Origin of the sequence: Neptunomonas sp. CHC150, from assembly GCF_030397555.1 — a bacterium.
Taxonomy (GTDB): domain Bacteria; phylum Pseudomonadota; class Gammaproteobacteria; order Pseudomonadales; family Balneatricaceae; genus Neptunomonas; species Neptunomonas phycophila.
Genome location: NZ_JAPNXU010000010.1, coordinates 1 through 19050, shown reverse-complemented (window position 1 = coordinate 19050; position 19050 = coordinate 1). Strand labels below are relative to the sequence as shown.

The 19050-nt window shown below is 46.8% G+C and carries 19 protein-coding genes; all 19 read left to right on the top strand.

Annotation, left to right across the window (positions count from 1 at the left end; translation table 11 throughout):
* Positions 1-89: 89 nt before the first annotated feature.
* Positions 90-2279, top strand: a complete 2190-nt coding sequence (locus OW491_RS11865; RefSeq protein WP_290036169.1) for a flagellar hook-length control protein FliK — start codon at positions 90-92, stop codon at positions 2277-2279.
* A 115-nt stretch (positions 2280-2394) separates the two neighbouring features.
* Positions 2395-2898: a flagellar basal body-associated FliL family protein gene (locus OW491_RS11860; RefSeq protein ID WP_075171273.1), complete on the top strand. Its 504-nt coding sequence runs from the start codon at positions 2395-2397 to the stop codon at positions 2896-2898.
* 59 nt (positions 2899-2957) lie between these two features.
* The gene (gene fliM / locus OW491_RS11855; protein WP_075171274.1) at positions 2958-3938 is read left to right on the top strand and encodes a flagellar motor switch protein FliM; all 981 of its coding nucleotides are present in this window, start codon (positions 2958-2960) and stop codon (positions 3936-3938) included.
* 24 nt (positions 3939-3962) lie between these two features.
* Entirely contained in the window at positions 3963-4388 is a 426-nt protein-coding gene (fliN, locus tag OW491_RS11850) for a flagellar motor switch protein FliN (RefSeq protein WP_075171275.1), read from the top strand.
* Complete coding sequence (fliO, locus tag OW491_RS11845) at positions 4388-4876, top strand: flagellar biosynthetic protein FliO (protein WP_290036165.1); 489 nt, start codon at positions 4388-4390, stop codon at positions 4874-4876. Before fliN ends, fliO begins: the two co-directional genes overlap by 1 nt.
* Positions 4876-5610 carry a flagellar type III secretion system pore protein FliP gene (fliP, locus tag OW491_RS11840; protein WP_075178636.1) on the top strand — a complete coding sequence of 245 codons (735 nt, stop codon included), beginning with the start codon at positions 4876-4878 and terminating at the stop codon, positions 5608-5610. Before fliO ends, fliP begins: the two co-directional genes overlap by 1 nt.
* Positions 5611-5620: 10 nt before the next feature.
* Entirely contained in the window at positions 5621-5896 is a 276-nt protein-coding gene (fliQ, locus tag OW491_RS11835) for a flagellar biosynthesis protein FliQ (RefSeq protein ID WP_075171278.1), read from the top strand.
* On the top strand, positions 5893-6669 hold the full coding sequence (gene fliR / locus OW491_RS11830; RefSeq protein ID WP_290036162.1) for a flagellar biosynthetic protein FliR: 777 nt from the start codon (positions 5893-5895) through the stop codon (positions 6667-6669). The genes fliQ and fliR overlap by 4 nt, the downstream gene beginning before the upstream one ends.
* Position 6670: 1 nt before the next feature.
* On the top strand, positions 6671-7819 hold the full coding sequence (gene flhB / locus OW491_RS11825; RefSeq protein WP_290036160.1) for a flagellar biosynthesis protein FlhB: 1149 nt from the start codon (positions 6671-6673) through the stop codon (positions 7817-7819).
* Positions 7820-8043: 224 nt separating this feature from the next.
* Positions 8044-10140: a flagellar biosynthesis protein FlhA gene (gene flhA / locus OW491_RS11820; RefSeq protein ID WP_283159782.1), complete on the top strand. Its 2097-nt coding sequence runs from the start codon at positions 8044-8046 to the stop codon at positions 10138-10140.
* Between the two features lie 35 nt (positions 10141-10175).
* Positions 10176-11672, top strand: a complete 1497-nt coding sequence (gene flhF / locus OW491_RS11815) for a flagellar biosynthesis protein FlhF (RefSeq protein WP_075171282.1) — start codon at positions 10176-10178, stop codon at positions 11670-11672.
* Positions 11673-11685: 13 nt separating this feature from the next.
* Positions 11686-12501 carry a MinD/ParA family protein gene (locus OW491_RS11810; protein ID WP_075178639.1) on the top strand — a complete coding sequence of 272 codons (816 nt, stop codon included), beginning with the start codon at positions 11686-11688 and terminating at the stop codon, positions 12499-12501.
* A gap of 23 nt (positions 12502-12524) precedes the next feature.
* Complete coding sequence (locus OW491_RS11805) at positions 12525-13238, top strand: RNA polymerase sigma factor FliA (RefSeq protein ID WP_075171284.1); 714 nt, start codon at positions 12525-12527, stop codon at positions 13236-13238.
* 109 nt (positions 13239-13347) lie between these two features.
* Positions 13348-13734, top strand: coding sequence for a chemotaxis response regulator CheY (cheY, locus tag OW491_RS11800; RefSeq protein ID WP_075171285.1), 387 nt, complete (start codon positions 13348-13350; stop codon positions 13732-13734).
* 23 nt (positions 13735-13757) lie between these two features.
* Positions 13758-14558: a protein phosphatase CheZ gene (locus tag OW491_RS11795; RefSeq protein ID WP_075171286.1), complete on the top strand. Its 801-nt coding sequence runs from the start codon at positions 13758-13760 to the stop codon at positions 14556-14558.
* 13 nt (positions 14559-14571) lie between these two features.
* The gene (locus tag OW491_RS11790; RefSeq protein WP_290036158.1) at positions 14572-16632 is read left to right on the top strand and encodes a chemotaxis protein CheA; all 2061 of its coding nucleotides are present in this window, start codon (positions 14572-14574) and stop codon (positions 16630-16632) included.
* 22 nt (positions 16633-16654) lie between these two features.
* Positions 16655-17920, top strand: a complete 1266-nt coding sequence (locus OW491_RS11785) for a chemotaxis response regulator protein-glutamate methylesterase (protein WP_290036157.1) — start codon at positions 16655-16657, stop codon at positions 17918-17920.
* Between the two features lie 150 nt (positions 17921-18070).
* Entirely contained in the window at positions 18071-18844 is a 774-nt protein-coding gene (locus tag OW491_RS11780) for a ParA family protein (protein WP_075171289.1), read from the top strand.
* 3 nt (positions 18845-18847) lie between these two features.
* Positions 18848-19050: hypothetical protein (locus OW491_RS11775; RefSeq protein ID WP_290036155.1), on the top strand; the 203-nt coding region annotated here is incomplete at its 3' end.

Genomic DNA, 19050 nt, shown 5'->3' with positions numbered 1-19050 from the left:
CGCTCTCTTTGTGGGTAATGCTTCATTGTTGTGAGGCTGGCCTGTTCTTTGCTAATAAGCTTAATATCTATGAAAAAGGTATTATGTTTATGGCGACTCAACTCTCACAAACTTCGCTCTTGATGCAGTTGGCGGGGACCTCTAATACAAAAACATCCTCAACCTTTAGCGGGTTGTTATCAATGGGTGGTTCTTCTCAAGGTGCTGATATATCAGGATTTTCTGGTTTTTCATCGCTTATGTCTGAATATTCTGTCAATGCTAAGCTGGTTGCCTCTGGGACATTCTCGTCGGGTGATTCGTCTGGTCTCGATAATGCCAGTAGCCTTGCCGCTTTGGTATCACGCCTAGAGGCAGGCGGTAATGCCTTGCCGCTTGATGGGGGAAGTTTGTCGGACCAGCTTGCCGCTCTTACTCAGTCTTTGACCGGTTGGCAAACGATGTTGGGCGCTAATAGTAATCAGGTGAGTACTGGCGATTTAGGTATGGCAGACATGATGCCGTCGGGCGCCGCCTCGTTACTTGCATTAATGGCGAATGTTGAGAACGGAGCTTCTTCGGGGGCTGGCAGTCTCACAGGCGTTTTTGATGAGTTGAGTCAAAAACTGAGTGATACGCTAGATACCTTACGCTCGATGTTAGCCTCCTTAGACGAGCAGGCACTCCCGGCAACGCTTGAGGCTGGTGCTTCCGGTGCATATCCCGAAACAACAATAGTTAATGAATACGAAAGCACTCCTGTGTCGCAAGATGTGTTGCTGGATGCGGTTTCGGCAGATAACTCATCGGAGCCAGTGCAAACTGTGAATGTGTCTGCAGAGCCGGCAACTGATGAGTTTAATCAATTAACCGCTGAAGGGGGGGAGACGGAGGGCTCTGTATCCACTCATGTGTTTGATACAAGGATGAGTGAGCAGTTAATCACCAAGTTGAAAAACTTGTTAGATGATATAGAGAAGATCACGGGTGAAAAGGCTGACGTCCAAGATGGAGAAGCCGATTCAACAACCGCTTTGGCACTGGCGTTTAATAATACGTCGCTTGAAACTCCTCGCGATGTGGTTGGTTTGATCGAGCAGGTGGTGAACCGCTTGCAGGGGGGCGAAACAACTAGTGAGACGCTAAATTCCCAACCGCTAGCCGCACAGCAAACAGTATCTCAAGCGTCCTTGAGTCAATTCTCTGCTTTGCAAGAAGAGGCCGGGCAACAGGAATGGTATGACCTGACTTTGGGGAAGGTTTCAGATCCATCGGCTGGGCAACAAAATGGTGAAGCGATACCGAGCGACGATGTTCTGTCGGTTAATGCGTCGTCGATGTCTGAAAATGAACGTAACCTCTCTGCATCCGCAGACTTGGTTGATGCGACTTTGGAACCTTTGTCGGCAACGTCAGCGACAGATGGTCTTGTATCTGAGCTATCTGAGCCAGAAATTGCAGCGGCACTCGTCGCAGCAAATCGGGCTAACCAAGCGACTAAAGCTGATCAAAACGGTGTATCAATGAACGCGACGGTTGCGCAGGGAGGTTCTTATCAAGATTCCGGATCCCAGAACAGCACCAACAATTTAGGAGGTGGAGCGGCGCTCGCGTCTAATGCGTCCGGTGCTGTGCAGACCCCCATTAATTCAAATGCCCAAGCGGCTCCAGCTGATGTCGCGGTAGCTTCTAAGTTAGATCAGAGTATGCGTGATCAGGATATTGCTGATGTGAGCCGCAGAAATGCGGCGTTGAATGACGAATCGGCATCTAATGCGTCCATAAGAGATCGAGCTGAAACGAGCTTGAGTGGTTTAACTCAGGCGGCGTCAGCGTTGAACCGGACCTCAACCCCAGTGCAAATGAATATGCCGGCGGGGATGAATCCAGGCCAACCCGGTTGGTCTGAGGCGATGTCTGAGCGAGTAGTTTGGGCAAGTAAACAAGGTGTGCAAACCGCGACCTTACAGCTAGACCCGCCAGAGTTAGGGAGTTTGCAGGTTAAGTTGCATATTACGCATGACCAAGTCAGCGTAAGCTTTTCGTCGCCACATGCCTCGGTAAGGGATTCTGTAGAGCAAAGTATGCCGCGTTTAAAAGAAATGCTCGAAGAACAGGGGTTGAGCTTAGGTGAATCATCGGTCAATGACCAAGGTGCTTCCTCTTCCGATCGAGATAGGGATGAGCAAACAGGAGTAGCGAGCAGAGATGGTCGTTATGATGCTTCTCGTGAAGAAGGCGCGGAAGTGTCTGAAAATGAAAACAAAACTTCACTTTCTTTGGTCGATTATTATGCCTGAGCCTACGAAATTCTAGCGGTGTGTTATATTTATAACGAGCTGAATTTTGGTGGCTTTTTGTAGCCGTGTTTGGCGGCTATGAATAGTAATAATTTAGAGTAAAGGGTGATACGGTATGGCTGAAGAACAAGCAGCAGCTGAAGAAGGCGGTAAATCTAAAAAGAAACTCATAATCTTCATTATTATCGGTGTTCTCTTAGGTGCAGCCGCCGCTGGTGGCGCAGCATTCTTTTTGCTGGGAGGGAAAGAAGAAGTTGTTGTTGAAGTAGAATCGATAAAAAAAGAAGCAATCTACAGTAAAATCCGTACACTTGAAGGTAAGCCTTCATTTGTGGCAACTTTGCAATCAGCCGATGGAAAACGCCATTATTTACAAGCGTTTGTTGAAGCTAAGAGTCGAGACCAAGATGTGGCTGATGCGCTAACCCTTCACATGCCATTGATTGTTGCGCGTTTAAATAATTTATTTGCAACGCAAGACTTTGATGAACTGATGTCTATTGAAGGAAAAGAAAAGTTGCAACAGGCCTCAACAGAGTTAGTACAAGGCATTCTACAAGAAAAGATTGGTAAGCCAGGTGTTGAAAAAATCCTGTTTACTAACTTTGTGATGCAGTAGTAATTTAGTTACGGGCTAAGTATTAGTCGAGTCGGTCGTTAACGGGATCAAATCTCTCCATGTCGGTAAAAGACCTCTTATCACAAGATGAAATAGATGCACTTCTTCACGGTACAGATGACTCCGATGCAGGGGAAGCGGAAGAAGAAGTAGATTATGGCGACGGTGAAGTTCGCCCCTATGATTTGGCCAGCCACGAGCGTATTGTTCGTGGCCGTATGCCTACGCTTGAAATGATTAATGAGCGTTTTGCGCGTTTGGCTCGTGCTAGTTTATTTACTTTATTGCGACGCGGTGCCGATGTGGCGGTGGGCGGCGTGCAAGTCATGAAGTACAGTGACTACATCAACACATTGTATGTACCCACCAGTGTAAACATTGTTAAGGCGCCGCCGTTGCGAGGCACAGGCTTGGTGATTATGGACGCCAAGCTGGTCTATAAAATGGTGGATAACTTTTTTGGTGGTGATGGGCGTCACGCTAAGATCGAGGGGCGCGAGTTTACTCACACTGAAACCAGGCTGGTTTACAAAGCTATTGAGTTGCTCTTTAAAGACTTAGATGAGGCGTGGCGTTCTGTTTACCCGCTGCACTTCACCCGGGTTGGTCATGAGATGAACCCCGCAATGGCCAATGCAGTCAGTCCTTCTGAAGTCGTTGTGGTAAGTACCTTCCATGTCGATTTGGAAGGGGGAACCGGTGAGTTTCATGTAACTTTGCCTTACTCGATGCTCGAACCGATTCGGGATCTGCTTGTATCTGGCTTCCAGCCGGCAGAAGATGAAAAAGATGACCGTTGGATTGATGCTTTCCGCCGTGACATTGCGTTGGCTGATATGAAGGTCAGTGTTACGGTAGCGGAGCGTGAAATTACCCTGCGCGATGTGATGGAGCTACAAGCCGGGGATATAATACCGATTGAAATCCCTGAAAATCTTGAGCTTAAAGCCAATGCAGTGCCTATCTTTCATTGTAAGATGGGTACATCCCGTGGCAATCTGGCTGTAAAAATAATCGATAAAATCAAACTGACGGATTGATTTTAGCTGTAGAGCAGACGCTGTATGAGTGACGAAAACGAAAACACAGAAATGGACGTTGATCAGCAAGCGATGGCTGATGAGTGGGCCGCCGCAATGGAAGAGCAAACCGCTGATGCCAGTGGTGCTGATGATGCGGTGAGTGCGGTTGCGTTTGATGAGTTAAGTGATGATAGCAGCCCCGGCCATGATCCTAAGCTAGATGTCATAATGGACATCCCAGTCAGCTTATCAATGGAAGTGGGTAGCACAGAAATATCCATTAGAAATTTACTGCAACTGAGCCAAGGCTCGGTGGTTGAATTAGACCGAGTCGCTGGTGAGCCTTTAGATGTCATGGTGAATGGAACGCTAATCGCTCATGGTGAAGTGGTGGTGGTTAATGAGCGGTACGGGATTAGGCTAACCGATGTCATTAGCCCGCAAGAACGGATTAAGCGTTTAAAATAATGAGAGTTTTGTTCTCTGTAATGGCGGTAGTAGCATGGATGTCTGGGTTAGCCAACGCTGCACCTCCTCCTTCCTCGAATACACCTGCTGAAATTGATCTTACTTCTGCCGTACTACAGGTAGTTGTTGGGCTGGGCTTAGTTATAGTACTCATCTTGGCGCTTGCGTGGGTGCTTAAGCGGGTCACACGGTTACATAATACTCATCAGCAGATGAAAGTTGTTTCTAGTTTGGCGCTGGGAACGCGAGAGCGCGCGGTGCTAATCGAAGTAGGTGGGCGGCAAGTGTTGTTAGGCGTTTCGCCTGGTCGAGTATCATTGTTAGAAAGTTACGATGAACCTATCATCACGGCGCCTCAAGGCGGTGAGTTTGCTTCTCAGCTTAAAGCTTCGCTTGCTATGCAGCAAAAAAAAGGAAGTTCCTCGGATCAACCTAAAAGCTCCGCATCACCTGAACCCGTACCCACAACAACAGGGATAGATCGCTAATGCGCTGGCTGCTTGTGCTTTTGTCATTATGGCCTGCAATGGCATGGTCTGCTGATGTCGGGATTCCGGCGGTTACATTAACGACTGATGCTGATGGAAATCAGAATTATAGCGTAACCATTCAAATCCTCGCATTAATGACGATGCTGACATTCCTGCCGGCTATCTTGTTAATGATGACGTCTTTTACACGGATTGTTATTGTTTTCTCTATTTTGCGGCAAGCTCTGGGCCTTCAGCAAACGCCTTCCAACCAGGTGATGATTGGTCTGGCGCTGTTTTTAACCTTATTTATTATGACGCCTGTGCTCAATGAGGTTAATCAAGTTGCTGTTCAACCTTATTTAAATGAAGAATTAGACCCATTTGGGGCGGTGCAAGCGGCTAGTCAGCCATTCAGGGAATTTATGATGCACCAAACCCGAGAGAATGACCTCAACTTGTTTTTGCGTATCTCGGGTACGCCAGATGTTAATACGCCTGAAGATATACCATTCACGGTTTTAGTCCCTGCATTTGTAACCAGTGAGTTGAAAACGGCGTTTCAAATTGGCTTTATGATCTTCATTCCTTTTTTGGTGATTGACTTGGTTGTGGCCAGTGTATTAATGGCTATGGGTATGATGATGTTGTCACCTGTGATTATTTCATTACCGTTTAAAATTATGTTATTTGTTATGGTAGATGGTTGGGTAATGATTGTTGGGTCGCTGGTAGCAAGTTTTGGCTTGTGAGTGAGGATAAATGACACCACAACTGACATTAGACCTTTTTGGCGAAGCGCTCTGGCTTGTCGTTGAGTTGGTGTGTGTGATTGTGCTGCCCAGTTTGTTGGTGGGTTTGGCTATTGCTGTTTTTCAGGCAGCGACACAAATCAACGAACAAACGCTGAGTTTCTTACCGCGTTTGTTAGTGATTTTAATGATCGTTATGGCTATGGGGCCTTGGATTGTGACGCGTTTGAGTGATCAGTTTAATCAAATATTTGCCATGATACCGGTTCTTATTGGTTCACCATGATCGACTTGGCCCAGCTGGACATTGAAAACTGGGTATCAGCCTTCTTTATCCCTTTTTTTCGTATTGCTTCATTCTTAATGGCTATGCCTATGATAGGTACCCAGCTAGTGCCTATGCGTGTGCGTTTAGGGTTGGCCATTGTAATGACGGCCGTTTTAGTCCCAGTACTACCGCAGCCGCCCGTATTAAATGGCCTCTCTATCGATACCTATTTATTGATTGCACAGCAGGTACTGGTTGGGTCGGCGTTAGGTTTTTCCTTGCATATTTTTTTCCAAGTATTCGCTGTAGGCGGGCAGCTGATTGCTAACCAAATGGGTTTGGGCTTCGCGTCTATGACAGATCCCGCGAATGGTGTGTCCGTGGTGGTGCTTGGGCAGTTTTACCTTATGCTGGTAACGTTGCTTTTTTTGGCAATGGATGGGCATCTCATTATATTTAATGTGATCGCGACGAGCTTTGAAATACTGCCTGCGGCGGTGTTAAATTTTAGTTCTCTGCGCTTAATGGATATCGCCACCGCAGGCACTTGGCTATTCTCTGGTGCTTTGTTGATGTCTTTACCTGCGGTGACCTCGTTGCTGGTTATTAATTTAGCGTTTGGCATAATGACAAAAGCAGCACCGCAGCTAAATATTTTTGCAATTGGTTTTCCATTAACCATGACGCTTGGGCTTGTCATTACGTGGATGAGCTTGTCAGGGTTTTTGGGGCAGTTTGAAGTGATTGCTGACCATGCGTTAGCGGTTATTCAGAGCCTCTTGGAGCAATAACGTGGCAGAAGAGACAGGTCAGGAAAAAACCGAAGAGCCCACCCCCAAGCGATTGCGGGATGCACGCGAAAAAGGCGACATTCCGCGATCGCGAGAACTGAACTCTACCGCTTTGCTTATGGCAGCGGCGGCCGCTATGTTGATGTTTGGTAGCTACACCGCTAGTCACATTGCGGGCATGATGATGTCAGGCTTTGAGCTTAGCCGCGAGCAGGCTTTTGATCCCCAAATGATGATTATTCAACTGGCGGCCTCGGTTTATGAGGGTGCTATTTCGGTTGCTGGGTTTATGGCCTTTGTGCTGGCTGCGGCATTGCTCGCTCCCATTGCATTAGGTGGCTGGAATTTTAGTGGGCAATCTATTCAGCCTAAGCTGAGTCGGCTTAATCCGGGCGCGGGGATTAAGCGGATGTTTTCAGTTAAAGCATTAGTTGAGCTGATTAAGGCAATTGGTAAGTTCTTGGTCGTCATGGCCTTTGCTGTATTTGTGCTAATGACGCTGCAACCGGAACTGTACGGCTTAGGTGCGCAAAATATACGAACCGCCATATTGCACGCGACTGATATGGTGGCTTGGGCTTTTCTAATTATGAGCGCTAGCCTGATTATCATCTCAGCAATTGATGTTCCTTTTCAGTTACATGATTACAGTAAAAAGCTAAAAATGACCTTGCAAGAGGTCAAAGATGAAATGAAAAATACGGAAGGTAAGCCAGAGGTCAAGGGGCGGATTCGTCAGATGCAGCGAGAGATTGCTCAGCGTCAGATGATGAAGGAAGTTCCCGAAGCGGATGTGATTATTACCAACCCGACACATTTTTCTGTAGCGCTTAAATACATGGCGGATCATCGAAATGCTCCGGTTGTTGTTGCAAAAGGCGCTGATTTTGTCGCGTTAAAAATCCGAGAAATCGGTAATGAATATCAAGTACCTATTCTTGAGTCCCCAGCGTTGGCGCGAGCTATTTATTTCAATACAGAACTGGATCAGGAAATACCAGCTGGCTTGTATAAAGCTGTCGCGCAAGTATTGGCTTATGTCTTCCAGCTCAAGCGCTACCAAAAGCGTGAGGGGGAAAAACCTGTACGTCCTGCTGATCGTGAGCTCATTATCCCTCCTGAGTTGCGTACAGAAACTCCCTCTACGTAACGCCGACCCATCGCTATCTGTTTTACATTCGCGTAATCCGCAAACTGTTCTAATATTGACGCTATTGCGTTGTATTAACGGCACAAAAATTGCAATTATTCTGGGTTGATGTCAGCTATTTGTTGATAAATAGCAAATTTCAGTATTTATGATGTTTTTTTGACGTTATTGTGTTTGTTGTGTCATTTTTTTGACGAGAGGTTGGGTTGGATAGAACAGCAGTTATGCAAAATATGCGGGGGTTGAGCCAAGGAAACTTAGGCATACCGCTGTTTTTGTTGGTCATCTTGGCGATGGTCATGCTGCCTATGCCTGCCTTTTTATTGGATGTTTTGTTCACATTCAATATTGCATTATCCATCGTTGTGCTTTTAGTTAGTGTCTACTCGCTTAGACCGCTCGATTTTGCAGTTTTTCCGACGATCTTGCTTTTATCTACTTTAATGCGACTAGCCCTGAACGTGGCATCGACACGTGTAGTACTCATGTATGGCCATGAAGGAGGCGACGCTGCCGGTAAAGTAATCGAAGCCTTTGGCTCCGTGGTTATCGGTGGTAACTATGTCGTAGGTATTGTTGTCTTTCTTATCCTGGTCATTATTAACTTTGTCGTTGTTACCAAAGGTGCAGGGCGTATCTCAGAGGTGAGTGCGCGTTTTACGTTGGATGCTATGCCGGGTAAGCAGATGGCGATTGATGCTGATTTGAATGCTGGGCTCATTAATCAAGAAGATGCCAAGCAGCGGCGTCAGGACGTAACGCAAGAAGCCGACTTTTATGGGGCTATGGATGGTGCTTCTAAGTTTGTGCGGGGCGATGCTGTCGCAGGTATTTTAATTCTGGTTATTAATATTTTAGGCGGCTTGCTCATAGGCTTAATCCAGCATGACTTAAGTTTTGATGTCGCTGTTGAATATTACTCGCTGTTGACGATTGGTGATGGCTTGGTCGCTCAAATCCCTTCGCTTTTACTCTCCACGGCTGCCGCCATCATGGTGACGCGTCAAAACTCGTCTAATGATATGGGTACGCAAATCATTAGCCAGATGTTTGGTTCGCCTCGTGCTTTGATAGTAACGGCCGCTATTATGATGATTATGGGGTTGGTTCCGGGTATGCCGCATGTCGCTTTTCTATCATTAGCGGCGGCTTGTGGCGGAGCTGCTTGGTTCCTGATTCGCCAAAAAGAGCGGGCGCGCGTAAAAGCCGAAGTCGAACAGCAGATGAAATCAGAACCGAAAGCCTCCGAATCGCCTGATGATGCCAAGGATCTGGACTGGTCAGATGTCATGCCCGTGGATATGGTGGGGCTTGAAGTAGGTTATCGCTTGATCCCAATGGTGGATAAGCTACAGGGTGGACAACTACTTAATCGCATAAAAGGCGTGCGCAAAAAGCTGTCGCAAGATTTAGGTTTTTTAGTGCCTTCTGTTCACATTCGCGATAACTTGGATCTGATGCCGGGAGCTTATCGCATCACTTTGATGGGCGTTGTGGCAGGCGAAGCTGATATTTTTCCAGACCGTGATTTAGCGATTAATCCGGGACAAGTGTTTGGTTCGTTGAAAGGTGTTGAAGTAAAAGATCCCGCATTTGGTTTAGCAGCAACGTGGATTGAGCCAGGGCAGCGGGAGCATGCTCAAACATTAGGTTATACCGTTGTAGATGCTAGTACGGTGGTAGCAACACACTTAAACCAAATTTTACAGAATCACGCTCATGAGCTGCTAGGGCATGAAGAAGTACAGCAATTGTTGGATATGCTGGCAAAAACGTCTCCCAAGTTGGTTGAAGACCTTGTGCCTACCAAGCTATCTATAAGTGTGTTGTTAAAAGTGTTGCAAAACTTGCTCATGGAGCATGTACCGTTGAAAGATTTCCGCAGTGTGGCGGAGGCCTTATCTGATGCGGCCACTCGCACCCAAGACCCCGTTGCGTTGACGGCATCAGTTCGTGTGGCTGTCTCGCGCTTGATCATTCAAACGATTAACGGTCCAGAACCAGAAATACCTGTTGTAACGTTAGATCCTAAATTAGAGCAGCTGTTATTAGGGTCGGTACAGCAAAGCCAAGGCAGTGACCAAGGGCTAGCGTTGGAGCCGGGTATGGCCGAACGTTTACAAAACTCTTTGGTTGAAGCCGCACAAAAACAAGAAATGATGGGACAGCCTTCGATTTTATTAGTTGCTGCACCGGTGAGACCGCTCATGGCTAAATTTGTCAGGTATAGTGAACAGACAATACATGTGCTTTCTTATCAAGAAATACCAGAGAATAAAAAGATTACCATTGTGTCCACCGTTGGTGGGCAGGCGCGATAGCATGATATTAGACACCCTGAGCACGGATGACTGAGATGAAGGTTAAACGAATATTTGCACCTGATATGAGACAAGCGATGCGCCGGGCCCGGGAAGAGATCGGTCCTGATGCTGTCATTGTTTCCAATCACCGTGTTGCGGGTGGTGTTGAAGTAGTTGCCGCTCATGAACATGAGTTTGAAGCAGCTCAAGCTGAGTTTGCTCGTGAGCAAGCCCATAAAAAAGAACGGGAAGAGCAGGCCGCGGTTCAAGCGGTTAAAACTCGCGCTGATCTAGATGAAGAGCTGCGCCGAGCACGTATGCGTATTGCTGAAGCCCAGGAAGGTGCTGGTGGTTCTAAGCCGTTGGCCGATCATGGTAGCCGTAACCGTCAGATCGACCCAGACGACGAAGAGGATCTCAAAATGATCCTAGAGTCGCTAAAACCTAAGCAAGGCACAGATGCAACGCCGGCAATAAATAGGCGGGTACCTAACGATACGCTGGACTGGATGGCAGATGACGATCTAGCTGATGAGCGTTTAGAAACGACTAAGCCTGATGCTTTATCAGCTACCCGAGATCATGTTGCTATTGAGTCCATGCAAGATGAGATCAAACAACTTAAAGCCCTTTTAGAGCAGCAAATGCAAATTTCTTCCCGTAAAGTATGGGTTGAAGAGCGTAAGAGCCGCAGTGATGTGGCGAATCATTCCAATCCTAATAGCATTGAAGGGAAGCTAGCCAAGCGATTTGAACGTGTCGGGTTAGGTGCAAAATTAACCGAGCATTTAATCCACTCAGTAGACCCTAATCTTGAGTTATCAAAAGCATGGCGCTCAGCATTGTCTCGGCTGACAGAGTCTGTGCCTGTTATGAGTGAAGACTATATATCACGTGGTGGGATGATTGCTTTTGTTGGGCCGACAGGCGTGGGCAAAACAACCACTATTGGCAAGCTGGCGGCACGTTACGTATTGCAGCATGGTAGTTCAGGTTTGGCGATGGTCACGACAGATAGCTACCGTATCGCCGCACATGAGCAATTAAAGACCTTTGGTCGTATTTTGGATGTGCCAGTGCGGGTAGTTGATGAACAGAATACGCTAGAGGATGTACTCGCTTCGTTGCGCGGGAAGCGTTTAGTGCTAATCGATACCGCAGGGATGAGTCAGCATGAAGGCCCTAGCTTGGCGCAAAAAGCGATGCTTGAGGGCGTGTCGGTACGGATGAAAAAGTTGTTGGTCTTGTCATGCTCAAGTCAGCGTCAAGTTTTAGACGATGCGTACGATAACTATCATAGCATTGGTTTAAATGGGTGCGTGTTAAGTAAGCTGGATGAATCAGGCAGCCTAGGAGAGGCGCTGACATTGGCTGTTGAGCGCAACCTTCCCATAGCCTATGTGACCGATGGACAAAAAGTACCCGATGACATAGAAGTTGCACAGCGCAATGATCTCGTTAGTCGTGCTGTTGTTACCGCTCAAAAAGCGCTGGAACGAGAACGCCAGCGCAGTGCGCCGGGCAGTTCCGCCCTTCCTTCCGCAAGTTGAAGTAGATGTGCACATGAATAGTCACCACCCTGTAAAAGTCATCGCCGTCACTGGCGGTAAAGGCGGCGTTGGTAAAACCAACGTATCAGTGAACTTGTCATTAGCCTTGGGCGAGATGGGTCGTAAAGCTGTGCTGATGGATGCTGATTTAGGTCTAGCCAATGTCGATATCATGTTAGGGCTAAGGCCTAAGCGTAACATTAGTGATGTATTGGCAGGTGAGTGCCGTTTGACGGATGTTATGTTAGACGTAAACGACAATGTTCGGATCGTGCCGGCCAGTTCTGGTACACAAGCCATGACCTCATTAAGTGCTCACGAGCATGCTGAATTGATCTATGCATTTAATGACGTTGCCGATGAAATGGATGTGTTGATCATTGATACAGCGGCCGGTATATCTGATTCAGTGGTAAGCTTTGTTAGGGCAGCACAAGAGGTGCTTGTTGTTGTTTGCGATGAACCAACGTCAATTACTGATGCATATGCCTTGATTAAACTACTCAATCGCGATTATCGTATGACGCGCTTTAGAGTTTTAGCGAACATGGTATATACCGATACCGAAGGTAGGAGCATGTTTAACAAGTTACTTACAGTAACTGACCGGTTCCTTGATGTAACACTTCAATACGTCGGCTCAATACCTTATGATGAGAGCGTTCGCAAATCAGTACAGCGACAAGTACCTGTACTTAAAGCGTTTCCAAAGAGTAAAGCCGCATTGGCCTATAAACAGTTAGCTACCCGAGTTGACAGTTGGCCAGTGCAAAGCATGCCGAGAGGCCATTTGGAATTCTTTGTTGAACAATTGGTTCAGGGTGTTTAATTTTCGGGTCTGGAAGGGGCTCCATGTACAACCCGCAAGATACAGCTTCTAGCAATGATTTAATTCAACAGTATGCGCCGTTAGTTAAGCGTATTGCTCACCATTTAATGGGGCGTATGCCTGCGAGCGTACTGTTAGATGACCTAATACAGGCAGGTATGATTGGTTTGCTGGAGGCAGCCAAAAAATACGATGCCACCAAGGGTGCAAGTTTTGAGACCTATGCGGGTATCCGCATACGTGGTTCTATTATCGATGAGGTACGTCGTGGCGACTGGACTCCTCGTTCTGTTCACCGTAATGGTCGCCGAATAAACGAAGCTATCAAAAAAATTGAAGGAGAAACCGGAAGAGATGCTTCAGATTCTGAAATAGCGGCCGAAATGGATATTAGTGTGGCTGAGTATCATGATCTGTTGAAAGACTCTGTGGAAAGCCGGTTATTCAGTTTTGAAGAGCTCACTAGTTCAGACGGTGAAGATACACCAGGACAGCAAGTAACAGGGGATGACCTTGGGCCTAGCATCCATGGTGAGAAAAATGCTTTCAAAAGCGCCCTGGCTAATGCGATCACGACATTGCCGGAGCGAGAAAAACTGGTCTTAGCGCTCTATTACGACGAAGAACTTAACTTAAAAGAAATAGGTGAAGTTTTAGGCGTAAGCGAGTCCCGCGTGAGTCAAATTCACAGTCAAGCAGCCCACCGATTACGTGGTCGACTCAGAGATTGGCAATAAATCTTATCTCTGAGTAGCCATTTTCCAGAAAACTGGTCTAGATTTTAGTCAGGCTAATGTCACATTTAGTTTTTGCTAGTGTGTATTTCTGAATTTGGGGGATGTTGTCTTGAAAAAAGACATTAAGATTCTTGTAGTAGATGATTTCTCTACAATGAGACGTATTATTAAAAACTTACTGCGCGATCTTGGTTTCAACAATGTTGTTGAAGCAGACGACGGTAAAACGGCCCTGCCTATTCTTCAGCAAGGCGGCATTCAATTTCTAGTGACCGATTGGAACATGCCAGGCATGACGGGAATCGATCTCGTTAAAGTAGTCCGTGCTGATCCTAACCTAAAATCAATACCCATCTTGATGGTAACTGCGGAAGCCAAGCGCGAGCAAATAATTGCAGCTGCTCAGGCTGGCGTAAATGGTTATGTTGTTAAACCATTTACGGCCGCTGTGCTGAAAGAAAAACTCGAAAAAATCTTCCAGCGTATTGATGGTTAAGCAGACCAAAGGTAGTTAGCACTATGTCCGAATCAGATATTTCAATAGGTCTGGGTAACTTTGAAGATGGGCTTCGCGCCAAGGCTGAGGAGCTTATGCTGGCCACTCAGCAGGGTGACTTAAGCTCGGCTATGAACATTATCCAAGAGCTTCAAGAGTTCCGCCATCATGCCTTCTACAATGAAGTAGGCCACCTAACGCGAGGTTTGCATGAGGCGATCAAGTCTTTTTCTGCCTCAGTGGATGTCGAGCAATTCAGTAACATTGATCCTGGTGGTTCTATTCCCATCATGGAAGATGCGACAGAGCGCCTTAATTATGTCATTGAACTAACAGAAAAAACGGCTCATGAAACCATGGATAGAGTCGATAAGTCTCTATTGTTGGTTTCTAGGATGGATGATCAAACTGACAGATTTAAAAACCTTTTGTCTCTCGTAGGTCAGCTGGAAGGTGAGTACGAAGGCCTAAGGGGTGTTTACGATAGAACCTGTCAGTTAGAGCAAGAATCAGCCGATACTGTTTCAGAGATGCGAGAACAATTAACCGAAATACTGGTTGCCCAGAGCTCGCAGGATCTATCTGGGCAGTTGATCAGAAAAGTAATAACGCTGGTAACCCAATTGGAAGCCAGCCTTGTTCATTTAGTAGAGATGGCCTCTAAAGTCGAAAGCATTAGCGGTGTTGAATCCTTAGCTAAAGAGCAAGTTCACAATAAAAAAGACCCGATTGCAGCAGAAGGTCCACAACTAGCAGGAAGAAATCCTGACGTTGCTACCTGTCAAGACGATGTTGACGATCTGCTATCGAGCTTAGGTTTTTGATTAGGAGCTTCCTATGGGTTTGGATGTAGATAACGAAATTCTTGAAGACTTTCTTGTTGAGGCGGGAGAAATTCTCGAGTTGCTATCAGAGCAATTAGTAGATCTTGAGAAAAGCCCGGACGACAAAGATTTACTAAATGCGATATTTCGAGGATTTCATACCGTAAAAGGCGGCGCAGGCTTCTTGCAGTTAGAGGCCATGGTTGAGTGTTGCCACAAAGCAGAAAACCTGTTTGATTTGCTGCGCAATGGTGAAGTAAAAATCACATCTGATTTAATGGATGTCGTTTTGCAGTCATTGGATACGCTCAACAGCATGTTTGATGATGTCCGGTCTGGCCAGTCCCCATCGCCAGCGGCCCCCTCGCTATTGAGTGCTTTGCAAGCGTACTGTGAGGGGCGTGTACCTGATGCGGCCGGTAAAGCGGCCCCAGCGGCGCCTTCCCAGCCTATAGAATCTGCACCTGAACCCGCTCCGGTTGCTGCACCGAAAGCTACGCCAGCACCTGTAGCGAAACCCGCTGCCGGCTCGGCTGATGATGAATTCGATATGCTGCTCAATGATGTAGCACCCCTACAAGAGCAGCCTGTTAGTGATGATTTGATTACTGAAGATGAGTTCGAGTCTCTGTTGAACGAGCTGCATGGCGAAAACGGAGCTCCCGGTATGGAAAACGATACATCCGCCCCTCAAGTTAGCGAATCGGCCAGTTCTGATTTAATTACCGATGATGAATTCGAAAGCTTGTTGGATGATCTCCAAGCTCAAGGACAAGGCGCTTTTGCTCAAAGTGATGCGCCTAGTGAGGAAGCGCCAGCTCAACCTGCAGAATCAAGCGAACCAAGTTTGCCGGTGAGTACGGCTTCGGCTCCTGCAGCGCAGAAAAACAATCAAAAAGCTCCCCCTCCCGAGAGTAATGTGCGAGTCGATACGCGCTTACTTGATAAAATTATGAACATGGTCGGTGAGCTGGTATTAGTGCGTAACCGTTTGGTGCGTTTAGGCGCATCACGCGAAGATGAAGAAATGGCAAAAGCCTTAGGCACACTGGATATGGTTACAGCTGACTTACAAATGTCAGTGATGAAAACACGTATGCAGCCGGTGAAAAAGGTCTTTGGCCGCTTCCCGCGCTTGATTCGAGACCTATCCCGTAGTTTGAAGAAGGAAATTCGTCTTGAGCTGCGAGGTGAAGAAACCGATTTAGATAAAAACTTGGTGGAAGCGTTAGCTGATCCGCTGATTCACTTAGTGCGTAACTCCGTCGATCACGGTATAGAAGCGCCAGAAGTGCGTGAAGGTGTAGGGAAACCGCGTGAAGGTCACGTATTGCTCTCAGCGGAGCAGGAAGGCGATCACATCTTGTTAGTTATTCAAGATGATGGTGCCGGCATGGACCCCGAAAAACTGCGTAAAATTGCTGTTAGTCGTGGTGTGCTGGATCAAGAAGCCGCTAACAGACTGTCTGATCAAGAATGTTTCAACTTGATTTTCCAAGCAGGGTTTTCAACCAAAACAGAAGTCTCTGATGTGTCAGGCCGAGGCGTGGGTATGGACGTGGTGAAAACCAAAATTACCCAGCTTAACGGCACGTTAAATATAGACTCTGTCATTAACCAAGGGACACGCATAGCTATTCAAGTGCCATTGACCTTGGCGATTATGCCGACCCTAATGGTTATTTTGGAAGATCAAGCATTCGCTTTGCCGTTGGTCAATGTGAATGAAATCTTCAATCTTGATTTGCGTAAAACAAACGTTGTTGATGGGCAGCAAGTTATTATCGTGCGCGACCAAGCATTACCGCTATTCCATATGAAGCGTTGGCTAGTTGAGGGGCAAGAGTCTACTGATCTGCCTGAGCAAGGCCATGTGGTTATCGTAACGGTAGGTACAATGCGTGTTGGGTTTGTAGTTGACCAGTTAGTAGGGCAGGAAGAAGTGGTAATCAAGCCACTAGGTTCGATACTGCATGGTACCCCTGGATTGTCTGGTGCGACTATAACGGGCGATGGGCGTATCGCATTAATTATTGATATACCTAATCTGCTTAAAAATTACGCGTCTACCTAACTCAGTATTGGCGGGAATCTAAATGCAGCCAATCAGGGTTTTAATTGTTGATGATTCAGGCTTCTTTCGAAAGCGGATTCATGACCTAGTCGCTAAGGACGATCGTTTGATTGTGGTGGGATCTGCTTCAAACGGTCGAGAAGCCGTTGCTAAGTGCAAGCAGCTTAAGCCTGATGTGGTGACAATGGATGTTGAAATGCCAGACATGAATGGTATTGATGCCGTCCAGATTATAATGCGCGATAGTCCCACATCTATCTTGATGTTGTCTTCTCTTACTCGTCAGGGTGCTAACATTACACTGAAGGCACTAGAGGCAGGTGCCTCTGATTTTTTAACAAAGGATATCCGTAACTGGACCTCCACTTCTAACTTAGTTCACAATGAGTTTACTGAGCGGTTGGTTAAGTTAGGTCGCCGTCGGCGATTTGAGCAAACCAGTTCGGATCAATCTATGTCGCGACTTTCCCTGTCGCGTAGGCCTACACCTACATCTTCACCTACGCATGGGCGGATAGGTGGCCCTTCTGTTAATGACGGTATATCTGCTCAGCGAGCGATCACTGCCAAAGGTGCAATGATGAATGCGGATAATCGCAAAGACGATCGTAGTGTATTACAGAGCGCAAACCACAGTGGAGCCGCAGGTTCTGGTCAGCAGACGCGTGCAGCACTGGCGGTTCGTCAGGCCGCAGGAAATACAGCCGCATTCCCTAGCCAATGTCGGTTGGTCGTCATTGGAGCCTCAACTGGCGGCCCAGCGGCATTGCAAAAGATACTAAGCGAATTACCGGCTCAATTTCCCTACCCAATCATTCTCGTTCAGCACATGCCTAAAGCATTTACTAATGTTTTTGCCGCTCGTCTTAACCAGCAGTGTTCAATTACGGTGAAAGAAGCGGAAGACGGCGATAATTTGCGGCCAGGTACCGCTTATCTTGCACCGGGTGGCCATCAGTTAGTGGTTGATCCACGTCGTCCAGATCGAGTACGTGTATTAGAGAGTGATGAGCGAGTGACGTATCGCCCTAGTGTTGACATAACCTATGCGTCAGCAGCTAAAGCGCTGGGTAATCGAGTGCATGCTATTATTCTAACGGGTATGGGAGCCGACGGGGCTGATGGCGCTCGCCTGCTTAAAAAGGCGGGGGCGACTATTTGGGCGCAAAATAAAGAAAGCTGCACCATCTATGGTATGCCCCAAGCCATTGTCAAATCCGGTTTGGCTGATGAAGTGTTAGATCTAAATGCAATTGGTGGATTGTTGAGCCGCGCAGGTCGACGATAAGCAGCTTTCTAACGAACTTATTGACTGTTAGCTACTTTTTAAGAATAGATCATCATAAAAAAGACATCGCGGCCGATACTATTCATCTATACTGCTGATATAAATCAGTGAGTTAATAAAAAAGTCTATCGTTTTTTTTGGGATAACCGTATGCAAGTATGGGCAATTGCAAACCAGAAAGGTGGTGTCGGTAAAACGACCACGGTCGTTTCCTTAGCAGGATTGTTGGCCGAGGTTGGATATCGCGTTTTATTGGTCGATCTAGACCCGCATGGATCACTAACCAGTTATTTCGGATACGAGCCTGATGACTTAGAGCACAGTGTTTATGATTTATTTGCGCACAGTGGCGAAGTTACCGAAAAACAAGTGGCTTCATTAATCCGCGACACCAATGTGGATAAAATCCAAATCTTACCGGCTTCTACGGCGTTAGCGACTTTAGAGCGTCGTGCGGTAGAACACGAAGGCATGGGGCTGCAAGTTGCGCGTGCTTTGCGCCACCAAAAAACCGTTTATGACTATGTTTTGATTGATAGCCCACCCGTTTTGGGTGTATTGATGGTGAATGCACTGGCGGCGTGTAATCACCTTATAATTCCGGCACAAACAGAATTTCTGGCCTTAAAAGGTCTGGAGCGTATGATCAGAACCATTAGTATGATTAATCGCGCGCGTAAGAAAAAGTTAGCTTACACGATCATTCCAACTTTTTATGATCGCCGTACACAGGCATCGGTAGGCTGTTTACGTGAGCTACATAAGCGCTATCCAGATGAGCTGGCCAGTGCAGTCGTTCCTATTGATACAAAATTTCGTAATGCCAGTATGAAAGGTGTTGTACCATCGCAACTAGATTCTAGTAGCCGTGGTGTACTGGCGTATGCGCGCTTGCTGCGCACTCTCGTTGAGCAGCAGAGGTAATATATGTCTGATAAAACAAATGACGGAAAGCAGCAAAAGGTTGTTTTTGAGTATTTAGAAGCCTTGTTGATGGAGCCAGACTCAGACGAAACGAATGATTCAGTACCTGAGGAAATTCTGGCTGCTGCAGAAGAAGAAATTTCCTTAGAGAAGGTAGACATACCTCAAGAGGCGAACACACTAATTACAGAGCCAGAGCCAGAGCC

Excerpts from the sequence above, each read along its gene's own strand:
- OW491_RS11865 (WP_290036169.1), top strand. The coding sequence starts at position 90 with ATGGCGACTCAACTCTCACAAACTTCGCTCTTGATGCAGTTGGCGGGG.
- OW491_RS11860 (WP_075171273.1), top strand. The coding sequence starts at position 2,395 with ATGGCTGAAGAACAAGCAGCAGCTGAAGAAGGCGGTAAATCTAAAAAG.
- fliM (WP_075171274.1), top strand. The coding sequence starts at position 2,958 with ATGTCGGTAAAAGACCTCTTATCACAAGATGAAATAGATGCACTTCTT.
- fliN (WP_075171275.1), top strand. The coding sequence starts at position 3,963 with ATGAGTGACGAAAACGAAAACACAGAAATGGACGTTGATCAGCAAGCG.
- fliO (WP_290036165.1), top strand. The coding sequence starts at position 4,388 with ATGAGAGTTTTGTTCTCTGTAATGGCGGTAGTAGCATGGATGTCTGGG.
- fliP (WP_075178636.1), top strand. The coding sequence starts at position 4,876 with ATGCGCTGGCTGCTTGTGCTTTTGTCATTATGGCCTGCAATGGCATGG.
- fliQ (WP_075171278.1), top strand. The coding sequence starts at position 5,621 with ATGACACCACAACTGACATTAGACCTTTTTGGCGAAGCGCTCTGGCTT.
- fliR (WP_290036162.1), top strand. The coding sequence starts at position 5,893 with ATGATCGACTTGGCCCAGCTGGACATTGAAAACTGGGTATCAGCCTTC.
- flhA (WP_283159782.1), top strand. The coding sequence starts at position 8,044 with ATGCAAAATATGCGGGGGTTGAGCCAAGGAAACTTAGGCATACCGCTG.
- flhF (WP_075171282.1), top strand. The coding sequence starts at position 10,176 with ATGAAGGTTAAACGAATATTTGCACCTGATATGAGACAAGCGATGCGC.
- OW491_RS11810 (WP_075178639.1), top strand. The coding sequence starts at position 11,686 with ATGAATAGTCACCACCCTGTAAAAGTCATCGCCGTCACTGGCGGTAAA.
- OW491_RS11805 (WP_075171284.1), top strand. The coding sequence starts at position 12,525 with ATGTACAACCCGCAAGATACAGCTTCTAGCAATGATTTAATTCAACAG.
- OW491_RS11795 (WP_075171286.1), top strand. The coding sequence starts at position 13,758 with ATGTCCGAATCAGATATTTCAATAGGTCTGGGTAACTTTGAAGATGGG.
- OW491_RS11790 (WP_290036158.1), top strand. The coding sequence starts at position 14,572 with ATGGGTTTGGATGTAGATAACGAAATTCTTGAAGACTTTCTTGTTGAG.
- OW491_RS11785 (WP_290036157.1), top strand. The coding sequence starts at position 16,655 with ATGCAGCCAATCAGGGTTTTAATTGTTGATGATTCAGGCTTCTTTCGA.
- OW491_RS11780 (WP_075171289.1), top strand. The coding sequence starts at position 18,071 with ATGCAAGTATGGGCAATTGCAAACCAGAAAGGTGGTGTCGGTAAAACG.